The sequence below is a fragment of the Rhodococcus sp. WWJCD1 genome (genome assembly GCF_002258735.1).
Classification (GTDB): domain Bacteria; phylum Actinomycetota; class Actinomycetes; order Mycobacteriales; family Mycobacteriaceae; genus Rhodococcoides.
On the sequence record NZ_NOXY01000012.1, the window covers coordinates 207,959 to 224,102 of the forward strand.

A 16,144-nucleotide genomic window follows, 5' to 3' on the forward strand; every position below is an offset into this window, starting at 1 on the left:
GAAGGAAACATCACCTCATGAGCAACGATCTGCAGGTTGTCGCGACGATCATCGCCAAGCCCGACGCTATCGACGCGGTGCGCGACGGCTTGTCTGCCCTGGTGGCCGAAACCCGGAAGGAAGAGGGCAACATCTCGTACGAGCTGTTCGAGTCCGCAGTCGAGCCGGGGACCTTCGTCACCGTCGAGTTGTGGAAGTCGCAGGAGGACCTGGACGGTCACATGCAGACTCCACATCTGCAGCAGGCTCTAAGCGAGTTCGGTGCCCATCTCGCGGCCCCGCCCGCTATCCACCCGCTCCGGCCCGTCGGCTGAGTCACCCCGCGCGCTGACGTACACGAGTGCCGAGACAGCCAGCAGAGCAACCGTGGCACCGATCGCCAGCCACCCGGTCCCGCTCATCTCGCCCGACGCGATGATGCGGGCACCGGCGGCGGTGTAGCTCATCGGCATGAATGCGGCGAGGTCGCCCCAGATCGGTGCCGTCGATGCGTATGCAAAGCCGCAGACGACGACCTGCACCGCGAGGGCAACAACGTTGACGATCTGTCCGACGACGGCACCGAGTACGCGTTGAATTGCGCCCGCTGCAGCGAGATATGCCGCGGCGGAGACGATCAGGAATACGCCTGCTCCGATCACCGGTCCGATGGCGGCGTCGGTGGCGAAGGCGAACGCGAATGCGGCGCTGATGCCCACTGCGGCGACGGCCGCTCCGACGGCGAGCCAGCGCGGCTTGGTGTCCCTGCCCAGGACCCGCACGAGGCTGACGCAGCCGAGAGCTCCGAGGGCCACCAGGGCGGCGATCAGGTACGGGGTGGCACCGGTGCCGGTGCTCGTCGACGTGGCGGCGACGTTCTGATCGGCGGTGGCGCCGTCGGTGGCGGCTGCGGCTCCCTGTGGAAGTGCCGCGGAGGCGTCGCGCACGTTGGTCGCGATGCCGTTGACGATTCCCTCGACCGGCTTGACCGACGTCACGAGCTGATCGGTGCCGGCCTTGAGCTGCTGGCCACCGTCGTCGAGTTGACCGAGTCCGTTACGCAACTGCACCGTCGCGTCGCCGAGCTGCGCGGTGGCACCGAGGAACTGACTGTTCGGGTCGTTCAGTTCGGTCGAGAGCTGCTGAGCGCCACCCTTGAGGGTCTGCAGCTGCGCGAGCGTATCGGGACCGAAGGCTTGCGTGTTCAGGGTGTCGATGACGCCCCGGATTTCACCGGAGATGGCGTCTGATCCCGGGTGTGGAAAGCGATCGACCTGGTCCGCGGTGGCGGCGAGCTTTGCGGTGAAGTCGGCCTGCAGAGCGCCGAATCCGGCGAGCTGGTCGACCACCTGGTCGACGCCACCGCTGATCTGCGATGCGCCGTCACCGAGCTGGCCGATGCCGTCGCGGTACTGCCCGAACCCGTCGGCGAGCTGGATGGTTCCGTCGTGAGCCTGGGTGATGCCGTCGGCGAGCTGCCCGACGCCGTCGTTGAGCTGCGTTCCGCCGGCAGTCAGCTGACCGATGCCACTGGAGAGAAAGGTGATGGGAAGGGACGCGCTGTTGAGGCTGGTCCGCGCCGCAGCCAGGGGATCTGCCGACGCCTGCTCGGATGCCGGTGCCTGCTCGGTCTCGGCCGCGACGGTGGTCGTCTCGGTGGCGGACTCGCCGCCGAGGTCGTAGCCGGTGCCGAGTGCGAAAGCACCGACTGCCACCAGTGGAAACGCCAGTGCGGTGAGAGCAACGGCAGGACGTCGGAAGATACGCAATTCACCCATGATGAGTTCGAGGCTAACTGCCACAGACGGCGTTCTTGACCGACGCGTGTTCGCAGACGCCGTGTTCGGTGGTGCTGACCTGGGATTTTAAGAGGTCTCTGTGGATTGCCGATTGCGAGGTAGCAGGTCCCATACGTGCTCGGTTTCGTTCACCGAGGACACCGATCGCGCACCGCTCCGGGAGAACAGAATGCGCGTCACCGAGCAGTAGTCGATCGGAAATCCGAGGACCTTCGGGGTGTGCAGAATGTCCTGCAGCAGGATGTTGATGACGCCGCCGTGGGCGAAGAGTGCGACCGTGTCGTTGTGCCTGCCGGCCGACACGATGTCGGCTACTCCGGCCAGCACGCGCTGCCGAAACGCGTGCTCGTCGACCTGTTCGGGGAGATGCCCGGCCTTGATGCGATCGAAGGCCTCGCGGAATTCGGTCTTGGCCGTTTCGATCGGGACGTAGCCGCCGAAATCGCGATCGTATTCGGTCAAGCGCTCGTCGGGTTCGACGGTCAGACCGAGCCGATCGGCCAACGGCTGTGCCGTCTGAACGGCGCGGAGCTGGGAACTCGCGACGACTCGAGAAATCGGGAACCGGGCCACGGCATCCGGCACCCGCTGGGATTGTTCGACGCCGAGCTCGGCGAGAGCAGGATCGGCCGAGGTCTCCGAACGCTGCGGCAGCGCATGCCGCACCAGAACCAGTTGCATCGACTCACCTAATCACGAGTGTTCGACCGCTGCGTTGCACCATCGCCCGAAAACTGGCCACCTGGCGCGGAAGGTCGGCTCGGGGATTCCACACCATGCCGATGCGCCTGCGTGCCGCGGGTTGGGTGAGGCCGATGTCGACGGTCCCGCCCTCACCGCCGTGCGCACGGATTCGCGGCAAGATGGCTATCCCGAGACCGGCGCCGACCAGTCCGCGCACAGTGTGGGTGTCCTGGCCCTCGAATGCGATGCGCGGGCTGAAGCCGGCGTCGGCCCACAACTCGTCGCAGATCGATCGCATTCCGAAGCCGTGGCCCATCGCGATGTAGTTCTCGTCTGCAGTGTCGGCGAGATCGACGGTTCTTCTCGACGCAAAGCGGTGATCTGAGGGCACGACAAGCATCAGCCGCTCGTCGTAGAGCTGGAACGAATTGGCGTCGGTGTGCTCGGCGCTGAGAGATACGAACGCCAGGTCCGACACCCCATCGGCGAGCCGCTCCAGGCAGCGCGCGCGTGCGCCCTGGTCCAGATCGAACGTGACGGCCGGGTGGTCGACGCGGAACTGACGGATCAGTGCGGGTACGACGTCCTCGCCCAGAGTGTTCTGGAACGCCACGGCGATGCGGCCCCTGGCTCGGGCGTCGTGCTCGGTCATGGCGTCGATGCCGGCGTCGAGGTCGCTCAACGCTCGCTGCAGGTACGGGATCAACACGCGCCCGGCGCTGGTGAGCACGATGCCGCGGCCGCGTCGTTCCACGATGTCGACGCCGAGGATCGCCGACGCGCGAGCGACCTGACGGCTGACGGTGGGTTGTGGAACGCCGAGAACGTGGGCGGCGTCGGTGATGTGCTCGGTGTCGGCTACCGCGACGAGCGTCGGCAGTAGGGGCAACAGCTCGATCGTTTCGCGCCGCATGGTCGAATCATAGCTCTGCCGTATCGATTGGACACGTCTCATGCATTGGACGAATGTAGTGAGCACTTCTAACGTGATCGGTATGACTACGACGCGTACCGACGTCCTCGAATGGGAGGGACACCCCAGGGGATCGCGCGAGTACCGACGGTTGGTGCTGGCATTGCTGTTCGCCGGAGTCGCGACCTTCGCTCAGCTGTATTCGGTGCAGGGAATTCTGCCGCTGATCGCCGCGAACCTCGACATCACGCCGTCTCAGTCGTCGCTTGCCGTCGGTCTCGCGACGGTCGGGGTGGCAGTGTCGGTGATTCCCTGGTCCGTGGCCGCCGATCGCGTCGGCCGAGTGCGGGCGATGACCGCCTCGATCCTCGTTGCGACGACGCTGGGTCTGCTGGTTCCGTTGTCGCCCTCGCTCGAGGTGCTGCTTGTCGTTCGATTCTTCGAAGGTGCTGCGCTGGGAGGACTTCCGGCGATTGCGATCGCGTACCTCAGTGAGGAAGTCCACCGCAGTCACACCGCACTGGCCGCCGCCACCTATGTTTCGGGGACGACGCTGGGCGGATTGCTGGGCCGCATCGTCGCCGGACCCGTTGCGGAATACACCAACTGGCGCATCGGCACGCTGACCGTCTCGGTGATTGCTGCGCTGGCCGCCGCGCTCTTCGTGTGGCTGGCCCCGAAACCGCGAACGACACTGGCACACAGCGAAATCCGTGACCTGCCGGGTCGGCTGTGGGTGAACCTACGCGAACCGGGAATGCTGGCGCTGTACGGCCAGGGCTTCCTGCTGATGGGCGGGTTCGTCGCGATCTACAACTTCCTCGGATTCCGGCTCGAGGCCGTGCCTTTCGGGCTACCGCAATCGCTGATCAGCCTGATCTTCGTGGCGTATCTGAGCGGTACCGTCTCCTCCCGAGTGGGCGGGAAGCTGGCGACGAAGCACGGACGATCAGCAGTTCTCGCCGGAGCCACCGCCACGATGATCGTCGGAGTGGCGTTGACGATGGCGTCGAACCTCGCCGTGATCCTGATCGGCCTGGTGATCCTGACCATGGGCTTCTTCGCCGCCCACGCCATCGCGTCGGGTTGGACCGGGCAACGCGCAGTGCACGGCCGCGCTCAGGCGACCTCGCTGTACAACCTCTTCTACTACGGTGGCTCGTCCATCGTCGGCTGGCTCGGCGGCGTGGTCTTTCAGTCCCTGGGATGGAACGCGTTGGCGCTGTTCGTCATTGCGTTGGCCGTCGTCGCAGGAATCTGGGCTACGTGCCTGGGCGGTCGGCTGGCGCGGCCGGTCTCAGTAGGTCGATGAGGTCGACGCCGCCACCGCGAACAGAATGATGGCCCCCACCACGATGACGAACAGCGCGATCGATACGTACCCGACCACCAGCCCTGCCGTAGCGAACCCGGATCCGCCCTCGCCGGTGCGCTTGATCTGACCACGCGAAATGTGGCCGCAGACCACGGCGCACACCGACGCGATCAGCGGCAGAAACGTCAGACCCAGAATCGCCAACACTAGGGAGACGATCGCCAGCGTGTTGGTGGGTGCGGGCGTCTGATATCCCCCACCGGCATACGGTGCATTCCCGTACTGCGGGTTGGGATACTGGGGGTTTTGGTATTGGGTGTTGGCGTACGGGGGATTCTGGAACTCGGGATTTTGGTACTGGGGGTTCTGGTACGGCGGGTACTGCTGCTGGCCCGGGTACGGCTGATCCTTGTCGGATGCGTCGAACGGATCGCTGCCCTCGCCCTGCGGATTCACCATTGCGGGAGTTTGACACTTCGACACCGCCGCCGCAAGAGCGCACGCATTGGCTACGTCCCGAGCTTGCCCCAGCCCACATACGCGTCGACGGTCACGTATCCGGTCACCCGAGGCTGATCCCGAACCGGATACGGATTGCCGGTGTAATGCGTCGAAATGCGATCGATGTCCACCAGATTCGGGTCGTCCTGCAACTCGATCGAGCCGTGCACCGTCACATGCGTGTACCAACTGGCCTCGTCCAACACCGAAATGGAGACCTTCGGATTGGCCCTGATGTGCTCGAGACGCTTCCGAGACGCGTCGAAATTGAGCACGATCTTCCCGTCCTCCCACAAATACCAGGTGGGTGCGGTGATCGGCGTTCCATCGGCACGAACCACAGCCATGACTGCGGGATTCGGCTTCTTCAACAATTCCACAGCATCATCGGGCAACGGGGGCTTCGGCATACGACAACCTTACGACTCGACCCCCGCTCTGGTCTTGCTTCCGCCCACACCGACCCCCGAAGTCCACTCGATGTGCCATTGACTGCCAAAAAGGCCACTGAATGTCACATCGAGTGCACTGGGGGATCCGGGCGCGGTGGGAATCGAGTCGAGTCCAGGTGGGGGCGTCGACTACAGGTTGGGGAGTTTGACTACCTGTCCGGCGTAGGAGAGTCCGGCACCGAAAGCGAGCAGCAGTGCGGTATCTCCTGCTTTTGCTTTGCCGGTGCGCAGCAGTTCTTCCATGGCGAGGGGAATCGAGGCTGCCGAGGTGTTGCCGGTTTCCGCGATGTCGTTGGCGACGGGAGTGCTTTCGTCCAGGTTCAGGCTCTTGGCCAGCAGGTCGGTGATACGGCTGTTGGCCTGGTGCGGGATGAACGCGTGCAGTTCGTCGGTTTTGATGCCGGCGACGTCGAGTACCTTCTGCGCAGCTTTGCCCATTTCGAATGCGGCCCAGCGGAAGACGGAGATTCCGTTCATCCGGATCCAGGGTCTTTCGAGGTCGGCTTTGGTGATGTAGTCGTACCAGTCGGTGGTCTGGACGATGGCGTCGGATTGCGAGCCGTCGGATCCCCACACGGCCGGTCCGATTTCGGTTTCGTCGCTCTGTCCGACGACGACGGCACCCGCGCCGTCGGCGAAGATGAAACGCGTGGTGCGGTCGTAGGGGTCGGTGGTGACGCTGAGCTGCTCCGCGCCGATGACCAACACGTACTTCGATGTTCCGGCCTTGACCAGGTCGGATGCGACGGCCAGGGAGTAGCAGAATCCTGCACAGCCAGCGCAGATGTCGAAGGCGGCCGGTCCCTTGGTGCCGAGGCCGTGTGCCACCTTTGCGGCGGCCTGAGGGGTCAGCTCGAGATGAGTCGACGTGGCGACGATGACGGTGTCGACCTGGTCGGCCGTGATTCCACTTGCCTCGAGGGCCTTGCGCCCGGCCGAGATCGACATCTGGACGACGTTTTCTTCGGGTTCGGCGAATCGGCGGTTCTTGATGCCCGATCGCGTCTGAATCCACTCGTCACTGGAGTCGATGAACTCGCAGATCTCGTCGTTCGTGACTATCCGTTCGGGTCGGTGAACGCCCAGACCGAGAAGTTTCGACTGCCGGCCCTGCGTTGTGCTGATCGCACCCATCTTGAATTTCCTCTCGTGCTACCGCGCCATCGCCGAGCTTCGGCTCGGGTCTTGGGCTACGGGCTCGGTGACACACGTTACGTGCGCCGCCTCGAGAGGTTCACACCAGTTCGGCGATGATGGCTGCGACCTCGGCAGGTTTGTCGATCATGGCGTGGTGATGTGCGGGGATCAGCACCGTGAAATCGGCTTGCAGGTAGGCAGCGAGTTTGCGCTGCGTTCGTATCCATCTCTTGCCCCACGGGGACGGTCGTCCGGTATGTGCGGCTGCCACGATGACGGGCACGTCGAGTCGGAACTTCTTACGAATGCGATTCAGTTCGACAGCGAGATCTGGATACACGACGTCCTCGGTCAGGGCGGCAGCCAGATAGGTGGGCCGGCGGTAGATGTCGTCCACCCAGTCGAACGTTTCCTGCGGTATGCCGTCGGGTGGGGTTGCTTGATTGAGGACGCGTCGAACGCGGGGGCCGACCAGTTTCTGCAGGCCGGTTCCACTGAGCACCGCTGCGATCCTGCGTGCGGCCTCGATGCGTACGGCCGCCGGGATAATGCGTCGAGGGTCGGATTCGGCGCTGGAGTCGAGAAGCAGAACCCCGCGGATGCGCGACGGGTACAGCCGGGCGACAGCCTCGGCATAGAAGCCTGCGATCGAATGGCCGGCAACCACCGCCGGTTCGGTGACGCCGAGCGCGTCGAGAACTCCGAGGATGCGTTCGGCTTCACCCCGCACGGTGGGGGTGACACCGGCGGGAAGCGGATCACTGAGTCCGAAGCCGGGACGGTCGATCACCACGACGTGGTGCTTGTGGCCCAGAATGTCGACGGTGTCCTGCCAGTCGAACCAGTTGCTGCCGAGTCCGCCGCACAGGACGACCGTGGGGCCGGAGCCGCGCACGAGTACGTGGAGGCGCTGGCCGTCTACCTCGACGAACCGTCCCGGTGGATGTTTCACGGGAAACAACGCACTGGGCTCGATTCTGTCTCCACGGTCCATGTTCTCTCCAGGGCGATAGCGGTGACGCGTTTCCGGTTTTCGCCACTGTTTACAACCATATTCCCTGTTTTACGTCGTTCAGTCCAGTCGGAACTGTCAACACAGGCGTCACTGACGTGGCTTGGCCAGCGGGAAAGCCAACGTTTCACGGATGCTGCCTCCGGTGATCAACATGACCACCCGGTCGACACCCATTCCGAGACCGCCGGTCGGCGGCATTCCGTGTTCGAGCGCCTGCAGAAAATCCTCGTCCAAGCTCATCGCCTCCTCGTCGCCACCGGCCGCCAGCAGTGACTGCTCGGTGAGGCGCTGCCGTTGATCGACGGGGTCGGTCAGTTCGCTGTAGGCGGTACCCAGTTCCACACCCCACGCGACGAGATCCCACTTCTCTGCCACGCCCGGAATGCTCCGATGCGGTCTGGTCAACGGTGACATCGACGTCGGAAAGTCCTTGTAGAACGTGGGGAACTCCGTGTAGTCCTCGACGAGATGCTCGTACATACCCTGAGCGAGCGCCCCTGCGTCCCAGGACTTCTCGTACGGGATGTCGTTCTCGTCGCACAGTCGCTGCAGCTCCTCCAGTGGAGTTGCCGGTTCGACGGGTACCCCCAGCTTCTCGGCGACGGCACCGTGCAGTGTCTTGACGGGCCACTCGCCGGAGATGTCGATCTCGATCATCTCCCCGTTCGGGCCGTCGGGACGCAGGATGATCTCGCGACCGTGCGCCGCAACGGCTGCACGCTGAATCAGCTCGCGGCACAACACCATTGCGCGTTCGTAGTCACTGTGCGCCTCGTAGGCTTCGAGGATCGTGAACTCGGGATTGTGCTTGAAATCTGCGCCCTCGTTGCGGAACACCCGGCCGATCTCGAACACCTTCTCCATACCGCCCACGCACAGGCGCTTGAGATACAGCTCCGGGGCGATCCGCAGATACAGATCCAGGTTGTAGGCGTTGATATGAGTGACGAACGGTGCCGCGTTCGCACCGCCGTGCACCTGCTGCAGGATCGGGGTCTCGACTTCCATGTAGCCGCGCTCTCCCAACGAATCACGCAGGGATTTCACAACATTGGACCGTGCGATGAGTAGGGAGCGAGCATCGCGATTGATCGCCAGATCGACGTAGCGTTGCCGCACCCGCGCCTCCGGGTCGGTCAGACCGCGGTACTTGTCGGGCAAGGGATGTAGGCATTTGGCGTTCATCCGCCACTCGGTGGCCAGCAGCGACAGCTCACCACGCCTGCTGTACCCGATGGTTCCGCTGACCTCGATGAGGTCACCCAGGTCGAAGTCGGCATCGAATTCTTCGATTCTGTCGCCGACGCGTTCGCGATCGAACAGCACCTGGATATCGGACGACCAGTCCCGGATGACGGCGAAGGACACGCTGCCGTAGTCGCGGATACGCAGTATTCGGCCCGCGATCCGGACCGTTGTTCCCTGAGGCGATGCCGCCGCGTCGCCGACCGTGTGGGTCGGGGGATAAGCGACGGGATATCCCTCGATACCCTCGTTCCGGAGGCGTTCGAGTTTCGACATGCGGACGCGCACCTGGTCCGGACGTTTGCGGCCGGGCACGGGTTCGTCTGCGAGAGTGTTCGGTCCGCTGCCGTCGGGATGGATGTCCTCGGCGTCGGCCAGAGCGGCGGGCACCGCGACATGAGACCCGGTGTGCTTCGATGCACGCCGGAACGTCGGGAGCGTGAGGAAGCCCTCGGCGATGGCCGACGCGATGCCGACCTTGGGCAACACTCGATTGTCGGCGAAGCACAGGTAGCGCGGCTCCCACTCCGGTAGATACTTCACGTTCGATCGATACAGCGCCTCGAGCTGCCACCACCGAGAGAAGAAGACCAGCATGCTGCGCCAGATCCGCAGCACCGGACCGGCACCGATTCGGCTGCCCTCCTCGAATGCAGCGCGGAACACCGCGAAGTTCAGCGAAATCTTGCTGACACCGAAATGATCTGCACCGGTGGCCAATTCGGTCACCATCAGTTCGATCACTCCGTTCGGTGACGCTGGATCGCGGCGCATCAGATCCAACGACGCGCCGGTTCGACCCCACGGCACCAGGGAGAGAACACCCACCACCTTCTCGCCCTGAACCGCCTGCACCAGAAGACAATCGCCGTCGAGCGGATCACCCAACCGGCCCAACGCCATCGAAAATCCGCGCTCGGTCTCGGTATCGCGCCACGCATCCGCGCAGGAAATGATCTCTGTCATCTCCTGCGAGGAGATATCGCGATGACGACGCACCGTGACCACGACACCCGCCTTGCGAGCCCGGTTGACCGCCTGACGCACGGGGCGCATCTCGCGTCCATTGAGGTTGAAGTCCTTGGTCTTCAGGATTGCTTCGTCGCCGAGTTCGAGGACGCTGAGCCCGGCGCGCTTGTAGGCGGTAGCTCCGATCTCGCTGGCCCCCATGACAGCTGGGGTCCAGCCGTACTTCTCGGCCAGGTCGAGCCATTCCGAAATGGCATGCGGCCAGGCCTCGGGGTTGCCGATCGGGTCACCGCTCGCCAGACACACTCCCACCTCGACGCGATACGTCACCGCCGCCTTGCCGCTGGTGGCGAAGATGACGCCCTTGTCGCGGCGCGTCGCGAAGTAGCCGAGGGAATCGTCGGCACCCCATTTGTCGAGCAGGCCACGCAGCGCCGATTCGTCGCGACCGGTGAGCGCGTTGCTGGACCGCTGCGATCGGAACAGCGTGACCACGGCCCCCAACAGCGCCAATGCGCCGAACAATCCCAACGCCGTGTTGACGAAGCCGTTGGGCCTGCCGTCGAACTGCTCGTTGTCCACGGTCGCCAACGCCGTGACCCGGTTGAAGGCCCACAGAAATGTCTGACTTTCCGGCAGCGATCCAGGGAACAGCGCCACCAACGCCCACCCGATGATGGTCCCGACGGTTGCCCCGAGAACGAGTACGCCGAGCGCCTTCCACACCGCACCGCGACGGACACGGGTGTAGAACTCCTTGCGCGCCGCGATCAGCAACCCAGCCGCTACGACGTGGACCGCCAGCGCGATCCATGAATTGACATCCTTGTCCTGGATACCTTCGACGACATTGGTGATCGCCAACAACACCACATAGATGGTCAGCAACCACCACGCAATTCGCTTGCGACTCGCCAACGCCGCCGCCAGCAGCCCGACAACGAGCGCCCAGGACAAACTCGTATCCGGCGCATCGAAGTAGTACCTGTCGACGTATTCGCGAGGGGCATGAACGAGATAGCGAAGAGTCGGCGACAGACTCCACAGAAACAACGCCGCCGCGAACACCCCGAGCACCAGCCCCGCGATGTGCGGAACCTCGCGCAAACGACCGCGCTCGGGTGGCGAAAACGACCGGGGAACCGAGGATCCGGACCGCTCCGAGGGAACTGCTGTCGCCGTCATATCTCACTCCCGAAGTCAGAATGCACCTATGCAAGGTAGACGGTATCCCCGTCAGCCCCGAGTCAGGCGACGGATTCCCACCCCGCTCGCCACTCAATGTGACCGACGGTGGCCTTTTCGACGGTCAATGTCACATCGAGTGGCCCCTGACTCCCGACTGGACGCCGATTGTGGGATCACCATCGCCCGGTGCGGCATCGGAGGGTCAGGCGTTTGTCCACAGGGTGTGAGTTATCCACAGCCCAGCACGTTCACTGTCGTTTTGTGAGATTGCGCCCGTGCGGGCAGAGCACCATCAGGGGTATGAAGCGGGGCGGCGCAAAGATCGATGCGAAGGTGATCGCGGCTGCGTCGGACCGTGGATTGGTGCGGACGGCGCATCTGCTGGAGCTCGGGGTGGCGTCGAAGACAATTGTTCGACGCACCCTGCCCGACGGCATCTGGTCTCGGGCGCTGCCCGGACTGGTGTTCTTGAAGAACCGGTCGTTGACGCCGATGGAACGAGCGACTGCGGTGTCGATCTACTGCGGCCGCGATGCCGTGATCAGCGGTCGGGCGGGGTTGGCGTTGCATGGATTGGGGTCGGCCGGGTCGTTCGAAGAAACGTTTGCACTCATTCCCGAGTCGCAGCATCGTAAGTCCGTGGGTTTCGCAGCGGTGGAGCGTACGTGGCGGATGCCGACCCCGGAGATCAAGTCGGGGCTGCGCGTCGCACCGGTTGTTCGGTGCCTGTGCGATGCGGTACGGCGGATGAGGAATACCGAACAGTGCATGGGTCTGATTGCGAGCGTCGTTCAGCGGGGAGCAGCCACCGTGGACGCGATCATGAAGGAACTCGACGCCGGCAGCACCCGAGGGACTGCGATGCCTCGGCGAGTGTTGCGGGAATTGGCTGCGGGCGCACATTCTGTGGCCGAAGCCCAAGCCCAGAAGCTGTATCGACGCAGCGGACTTCCGGCGATGCAACACAACGTGGCTGTGTACGACGCGCAGGGAAAGTTCCTCCTGATCGCTGACAATTGGCTCGATGACGTTGCATTGGACTGGGAGATCGACTCGCTCGAGTACCACCTGTCGCCAGTGGCCCACAGAGCGACTGTGGAGAGACGCGAGCGAGCGCAGAACGCCGGCCTCATCGTGGTGACACACCTTCCGAGCGACATACGCGACGATCCGGAACGGGTGCTGTCGGACCTGCGGTCACGTTACGAGCAGGCCAAAGCACGGGAGCGTCCCGACGTCAGGGCGCGCCCGACACCGGACCGGACCTACCGACGATCCGGCTGATACACCCACACCATGTGTCGGCCGGTTTCGGACGCCGCCGCAATCGATCGATGCTCGATGCGGTCCAGGGCGAAGCCGAGCCTCTCGGGTACGGCCCGGCTCCTCGAATTTGCTGCATCGCAATGGATTTCGACCCGTGTGATGCCGTCGAGTTCGAGTGCCTGCCGCACGAGCGCCGCTGTCGCCTCCGTCATCACTCCACGTCCTTCGGCCTCGGCGTCGAGCCAGTACCCCAATTCGATACCGTGCGGGCCGATTCTGCGATGCATACCGATCTTGCCCATGAAGGACCCGTCGACCAGGTCGAAGATCCCGTAGTCGAACATCTCGCCGGCGTCCCATTGCTCACGCGCGTCTGCGATACGAGCAACCTGCGTAGCGACCTGGGCAGATTCATCCGTCACCCACCCCATCCACGGAAGTAGCCGCGTGTGATTGCGAGCGATCGCATCGGCAACGGCGACGGAATCGTGCGCCGACTCACGACGAATCACGAGGCGTTCGGTCTCGATCCAATCGGGAGGTGCGACGGCCATAGTGATCAGTCTGACGACCGTGCCGCATGTCGGCGAACGATTTTTGTTGGACGTTCGCCCGCTGTCATGTCCACTCGATGTGTCATCGACGGTCGAAAAGGCCACCGGATGTCACATTGAGTGGATGGGCCGATCGCGTGTCAGGAAGCGGACCAGGATCGCCAGGACAGTTTTTCGATGATGATCACCGGGCCCTCAGGTCTGTTGTTTTTGTATTGACTGTATTTCGCGACCAGGGCGTCTATGGCCGCTGTGCCGTCGGTGCTGGAGGATTCGGCGATGTGGGCGTTTCCGTCGGCGCGGATCCACCAGAGTTGGGACCAGTCGTCGGTGTAGTGGTCGACGATGAGGCTGACGGCGGAGTCGGCGCGGATGTTGTCGAGTCGCTGGAGTTTCTGGGTGGTTTTGGGTTTCCAGTCGATGGCGGTGACGATGCGGTCGCCGGTGTCCGCGACGGCGAAGACGATCGGTACCAGGTGTGGTGTGCCGTCGGGGTTGATGGTGGAGAGCTGAGCTCGGGGTGCGTCGGTGAAGCGTTGAACTTCGTTGTCGATCTTCACGTTCGGTTCCTCGGGTTATGCGGATTCGCTGTGGGTGCTGTGTCGGGCGATGAATTGTTCGAGTGCCGCACTGGACATGGGGCGCCCAAGCAGGTGTCCTTGGCCGAACGTTACGCCCATGTCGGTGCAGATCTGGAGTTGTTCCGCGGTCTCGATTCCCTCGATGACGGTGTCTTTGCCGAGGGTGGAAGTGACGTCGACGAGGGCGGTACACAGCGTCGTCATGGCGCGGCGCCGGTGCAGGTTGTCGCTGTCGAGGTGTTGGGTGAGGGATTTGTCGATCTTGAGGATGTCGACGGGAAGGGTGGCGAGTCGCTCGAGGGAGGAGAACCCGCTGCCGAAATCGTCGATGGCGATGAGAACGCCGTGGCGTTGAACGTCGCGAAGTTGGTAGTGCACGGCATCGAGGTCGTGCAGTGTCTGCGATTCGGCAAGTTCGAGCGCAAGCCGTCCGGGTTCGATGCGATAGGTGTCGACAATGTCGATGACGTCCGTGGCGAGGGTTCCGGTGGCGAAGTGTGCGGGGCTGACGTTCACCCCGATCTGGAGGTGGATGTCGCGGGCCTGCCAATCGGCGATCGTGCCTGCGACCTCGGTGATGATCCATATGCTCAGTGGGACGATGAGGTCGGCGTCTTCGGCGAGGGGTATGAAGGTATCGGGCATCAGCAGGCCGAGTTCGGGGTGGTTCCATCGGATGAGCGCTTCCGCGCCCACAACGGTTCCCGTCGCCAGTTCGACGATGGGCTGATAGGCCATCGTCAGTTCACGCTCGACCATGGCGACGCCGCGGAGCCGTTCGATGAGTTCCAGTCGGGTGCGGTTGGTGTTGTGCAACTCGTCGGTGAAGACGTGATGCTTGTTCCGCCCGACGGCCTTCGCGGCGTGCATCGCTGCGGTGGCATTGTGAACCAATTGCGTTGCGCTGATGTCTGTGTCGGTGCTGGAGGCGACTCCGACGCTGGCCGTGAGGGTCAGTTGCCGATTGCCGAGCTCGAAGGCGGGTTCGAAGATGCTCGCGAATCCTGCGGCCATTGCCCGGGCGGCGATGGAGTGGCATCGGCGTGCGATGACGACGAATTCGTCGCCGGCGAGTCGGCCGATGGTGTCGCCGGGGCGCAGAGACGCGGTGAGTCGGTCGGCGATCATGCACAGCAGTTCGTCACCTTTGGCGGGCCCGAGTGCGTCGTTGAATTCTCGGAATCCATCGATGTCGACCAGCAGGACGCTGAAGTGTCGGTCCGAGCTCTGGCAATCGAATTCTGCGGTGATGAGGGTAAGAATCTCGTCACGGCTCGCAAGTCCGGTCAGCGCATCGTGGCGGGCGGCGACATGACGGGGCGGCGCGTCGTGCTCTCGGCTCACTGTTCCCCCTCATGGCCGGATAGCCACAACGGATACTAGCTGAGAGTTTGCTTTAACGCTATAAACCGGGGACATCCCCTTTTTATGACTTATTAGATCACGCTGTTCACGGTTTGTGGCCCGTTTCGGCTCCTGTCGAGCCTCGTTCTTCGACCCTCCAGGCCGCGGGGTCCACGGAGTCGTCGAGCCCTAGTACCCACCGAGCCGCCGAGCGTCCCTGGTCGAACAAGGACTGCGCCACCGTGGTCAACCCCGCAGCCGCTGCAGCGGTGGAGTCGTCCCATCCAGTGACGGCCAGCCGTGATGGAATCTCGACACCGGACGCCGCTGCAGCGTCGAGAGCTCCGAGAGCGAGTTCGTCGCTCATCACGAGCAAGGTGTCGATCACGTTCTCCTGTAGCAACAGTCGCACAGCGCGATCGCCCTCTGCGCGCGCGTTGTGGGTAGTGAACAGAGTCGGCACCGTCGACCAGTCGATACCCACGCGCAGGCATGCGTCGCGATAACCGTCCAATCGAGCGCGCGTCACCGGCATCGAGACGTCCGACGGGTCCGCGCCGCGCACCACGGTCGACGTGCGTAGGGAATCGGGTCGAAGGGCCACGATCGCCGGGTGTAGTCGGTCCTTCAGCGCAACAGTGGCCACGGCGTCGGCCGCTGTGCGGTCGTCGATGGTGATCCACTCCAGACCCGGATGGTCGGGCCCACCCTGGATGCACGTCGGACGGCCGGTGTCGACGAGTACGTCGAGGAGGGGGTCGGCGATCTCGGTGGTCCACACCACGTATCCGTCGACCTGGGCGTCACGGATTCGATCGATGTCATTGTCGCGATGCAGGTTCGGAAGCATCACGAGCGCGGTGTCGGCGTCGAGACACGCGTCGGCGATACCCGACAGGAAGCGTCGAGCCTGCGGATCCTCGAAGGCGTAGGTCAGCTTTTCTCCGAGTACGACGCCGATGCTGTTGTGCTTGCCGCTCCGCAACGAGCGGGCCGCGCGGTTGGGACCGGTGTAACCGAGATGCGCCGCTGCTGCGTGGACGCGGTCCTTGGTGGTCTCCGAAACGCGGTTCGGTTGGTTGTAGGTATACGACACGCTCATGGTGGAGACGCCTGCCGCCGCGGCGACGTCCGCCATGGTCACCCGAGTGTTCACCGGGCAACTGTAGCGCGATACCGCCACGTTGTGTAACGATACACAG

At 63.8% G+C, this 16,144-nt stretch carries 15 protein-coding genes; 3 read left to right on the forward strand and 12 right to left on the reverse strand.

The genetic code is table 11. From position 1 onward, the window contains the following. Window positions 1-17: 17 nt before the first annotated feature. Window positions 18-314: a putative quinol monooxygenase gene (locus CH286_RS08610; RefSeq protein ID WP_032378781.1), complete on the forward strand. Its 297-nt coding sequence runs from the start codon at window positions 18-20 to the stop codon at window positions 312-314. Here the strand turns inward: CH286_RS08610 and CH286_RS08615 are convergent. From CH286_RS08615 to CH286_RS08625, 3 genes are all read right to left on the reverse strand, one after another. Further along, the gene (locus CH286_RS08615) at window positions 249-1,757 is read right to left on the reverse strand and encodes a phage infection protein (protein WP_094608941.1); all 1,509 of its coding nucleotides are present in this window, start codon (window positions 1,755-1,757) and stop codon (window positions 249-251) included. The two genes, CH286_RS08610 and CH286_RS08615, sit on opposite strands and share 66 nt — an antisense overlap. An 87-nt stretch (window positions 1,758-1,844) precedes the next feature. After that, window positions 1,845-2,459 carry a histidine phosphatase family protein gene (locus tag CH286_RS08620; RefSeq protein ID WP_094608942.1) on the reverse strand — a complete coding sequence of 205 codons (615 nt, stop codon included), beginning with the start codon at window positions 2,457-2,459 and terminating at the stop codon, window positions 1,845-1,847. 4 nt (window positions 2,460-2,463) lie between these two features. Beyond that, window positions 2,464-3,375, reverse strand: a complete 912-nt coding sequence (locus tag CH286_RS08625; protein WP_094608943.1) for a LysR family transcriptional regulator — start codon at window positions 3,373-3,375, stop codon at window positions 2,464-2,466. 82 nt (window positions 3,376-3,457) lie between these two features. Here CH286_RS08625 and CH286_RS08630 point away from each other — a divergent pair, with 82 nt between their 5' ends. Further along, window positions 3,458-4,687, forward strand: coding sequence for an MFS transporter (locus CH286_RS08630; protein ID WP_094608944.1), 1,230 nt, complete (start codon window positions 3,458-3,460; stop codon window positions 4,685-4,687). Here CH286_RS08630 and CH286_RS08635 read toward each other — a convergent pair. From CH286_RS08635 to lysX, 5 genes are all read right to left on the reverse strand, one after another. Next, a complete protein-coding gene (locus CH286_RS08635; RefSeq protein WP_094608945.1) occupies window positions 4,673-5,149 on the reverse strand; it encodes a DUF4190 domain-containing protein in 477 nt (158 codons plus the stop codon). The genes CH286_RS08630 and CH286_RS08635 overlap by 15 nt on opposite strands. 50 nt (window positions 5,150-5,199) lie before the next feature. After that, entirely contained in the window at window positions 5,200-5,601 is a 402-nt protein-coding gene (locus CH286_RS08640; protein WP_032401644.1) for a PPOX class F420-dependent oxidoreductase, read from the reverse strand. A 171-nt stretch (window positions 5,602-5,772) separates the two neighbouring features. Beyond that, window positions 5,773-6,777 carry a beta-ketoacyl-ACP synthase III gene (locus CH286_RS08645; RefSeq protein WP_032401643.1) on the reverse strand — a complete coding sequence of 335 codons (1,005 nt, stop codon included), beginning with the start codon at window positions 6,775-6,777 and terminating at the stop codon, window positions 5,773-5,775. Window positions 6,778-6,877: 100 nt separating this feature from the next. Further along, window positions 6,878-7,774 carry an alpha/beta fold hydrolase gene (locus tag CH286_RS08650; protein WP_176457398.1) on the reverse strand — a complete coding sequence of 299 codons (897 nt, stop codon included), beginning with the start codon at window positions 7,772-7,774 and terminating at the stop codon, window positions 6,878-6,880. Between the two features lie 108 nt (window positions 7,775-7,882). Further along, on the reverse strand, window positions 7,883-11,194 hold the full coding sequence (gene lysX / locus CH286_RS08655) for a bifunctional lysylphosphatidylglycerol synthetase/lysine--tRNA ligase LysX (RefSeq protein ID WP_094608946.1): 3,312 nt from the start codon (window positions 11,192-11,194) through the stop codon (window positions 7,883-7,885). Window positions 11,195-11,497: 303 nt separating this feature from the next. On the opposite strand from lysX, the gene CH286_RS08660 reads away from it, so the two are divergent. After that, window positions 11,498-12,481 (forward strand): hypothetical protein, encoded by a 984-nt coding sequence (locus CH286_RS08660; RefSeq protein ID WP_094608947.1) that lies wholly within the window; start codon window positions 11,498-11,500, stop codon window positions 12,479-12,481. Here the strand turns inward: CH286_RS08660 and CH286_RS08665 are convergent. From CH286_RS08665 to CH286_RS08680, 4 genes are all read right to left on the reverse strand, one after another. Beyond that, entirely contained in the window at window positions 12,463-13,017 is a 555-nt protein-coding gene (locus CH286_RS08665; RefSeq protein ID WP_094608948.1) for a GNAT family N-acetyltransferase, read from the reverse strand. The genes CH286_RS08660 and CH286_RS08665 overlap by 19 nt on opposite strands. A gap of 140 nt (window positions 13,018-13,157) precedes the next feature. Further along, window positions 13,158-13,577 (reverse strand): TIGR03668 family PPOX class F420-dependent oxidoreductase, encoded by a 420-nt coding sequence (locus CH286_RS08670; RefSeq protein WP_032401639.1) that lies wholly within the window; start codon window positions 13,575-13,577, stop codon window positions 13,158-13,160. A gap of 15 nt (window positions 13,578-13,592) precedes the next feature. Then, window positions 13,593-14,942, reverse strand: coding sequence for a putative bifunctional diguanylate cyclase/phosphodiesterase (locus CH286_RS08675; RefSeq protein ID WP_052077385.1), 1,350 nt, complete (start codon window positions 14,940-14,942; stop codon window positions 13,593-13,595). Window positions 14,943-15,048: 106 nt separating this feature from the next. After that, complete coding sequence (locus CH286_RS08680) at window positions 15,049-16,098, reverse strand: LacI family DNA-binding transcriptional regulator (RefSeq protein ID WP_032401638.1); 1,050 nt, start codon at window positions 16,096-16,098, stop codon at window positions 15,049-15,051. Window positions 16,099-16,144: the final 46 nt, after the last annotated feature.

Bases quoted from the DNA above. Each gene is read 5' to 3' on its own strand.
- CH286_RS08610 (WP_032378781.1), top strand. From the start codon at position 18: ATGAGCAACGATCTGCAGGTTGTCGCGACGATCATCGCCAAGCCCGAC.
- CH286_RS08615 (WP_094608941.1), bottom strand. From the start codon at position 1,757: ATGGGTGAATTGCGTATCTTCCGACGTCCTGCCGTTGCTCTCACCGCA.
- CH286_RS08620 (WP_094608942.1), bottom strand. From the start codon at position 2,459: ATGCAACTGGTTCTGGTGCGGCATGCGCTGCCGCAGCGTTCGGAGACC.
- CH286_RS08625 (WP_094608943.1), bottom strand. From the start codon at position 3,375: ATGCGGCGCGAAACGATCGAGCTGTTGCCCCTACTGCCGACGCTCGTC.
- CH286_RS08630 (WP_094608944.1), top strand. From the start codon at position 3,458: ATGACTACGACGCGTACCGACGTCCTCGAATGGGAGGGACACCCCAGG.
- CH286_RS08635 (WP_094608945.1), bottom strand. From the start codon at position 5,149: ATGGTGAATCCGCAGGGCGAGGGCAGCGATCCGTTCGACGCATCCGAC.
- CH286_RS08640 (WP_032401644.1), bottom strand. From the start codon at position 5,601: ATGCCGAAGCCCCCGTTGCCCGATGATGCTGTGGAATTGTTGAAGAAG.
- CH286_RS08645 (WP_032401643.1), bottom strand. From the start codon at position 6,777: ATGGGTGCGATCAGCACAACGCAGGGCCGGCAGTCGAAACTTCTCGGT.
- CH286_RS08650 (WP_176457398.1), bottom strand. From the start codon at position 7,774: ATGGACCGTGGAGACAGAATCGAGCCCAGTGCGTTGTTTCCCGTGAAA.
- lysX (WP_094608946.1), bottom strand. From the start codon at position 11,194: ATGACGGCGACAGCAGTTCCCTCGGAGCGGTCCGGATCCTCGGTTCCC.
- CH286_RS08660 (WP_094608947.1), top strand. From the start codon at position 11,498: ATGAAGCGGGGCGGCGCAAAGATCGATGCGAAGGTGATCGCGGCTGCG.
- CH286_RS08665 (WP_094608948.1), bottom strand. From the start codon at position 13,017: ATGGCCGTCGCACCTCCCGATTGGATCGAGACCGAACGCCTCGTGATT.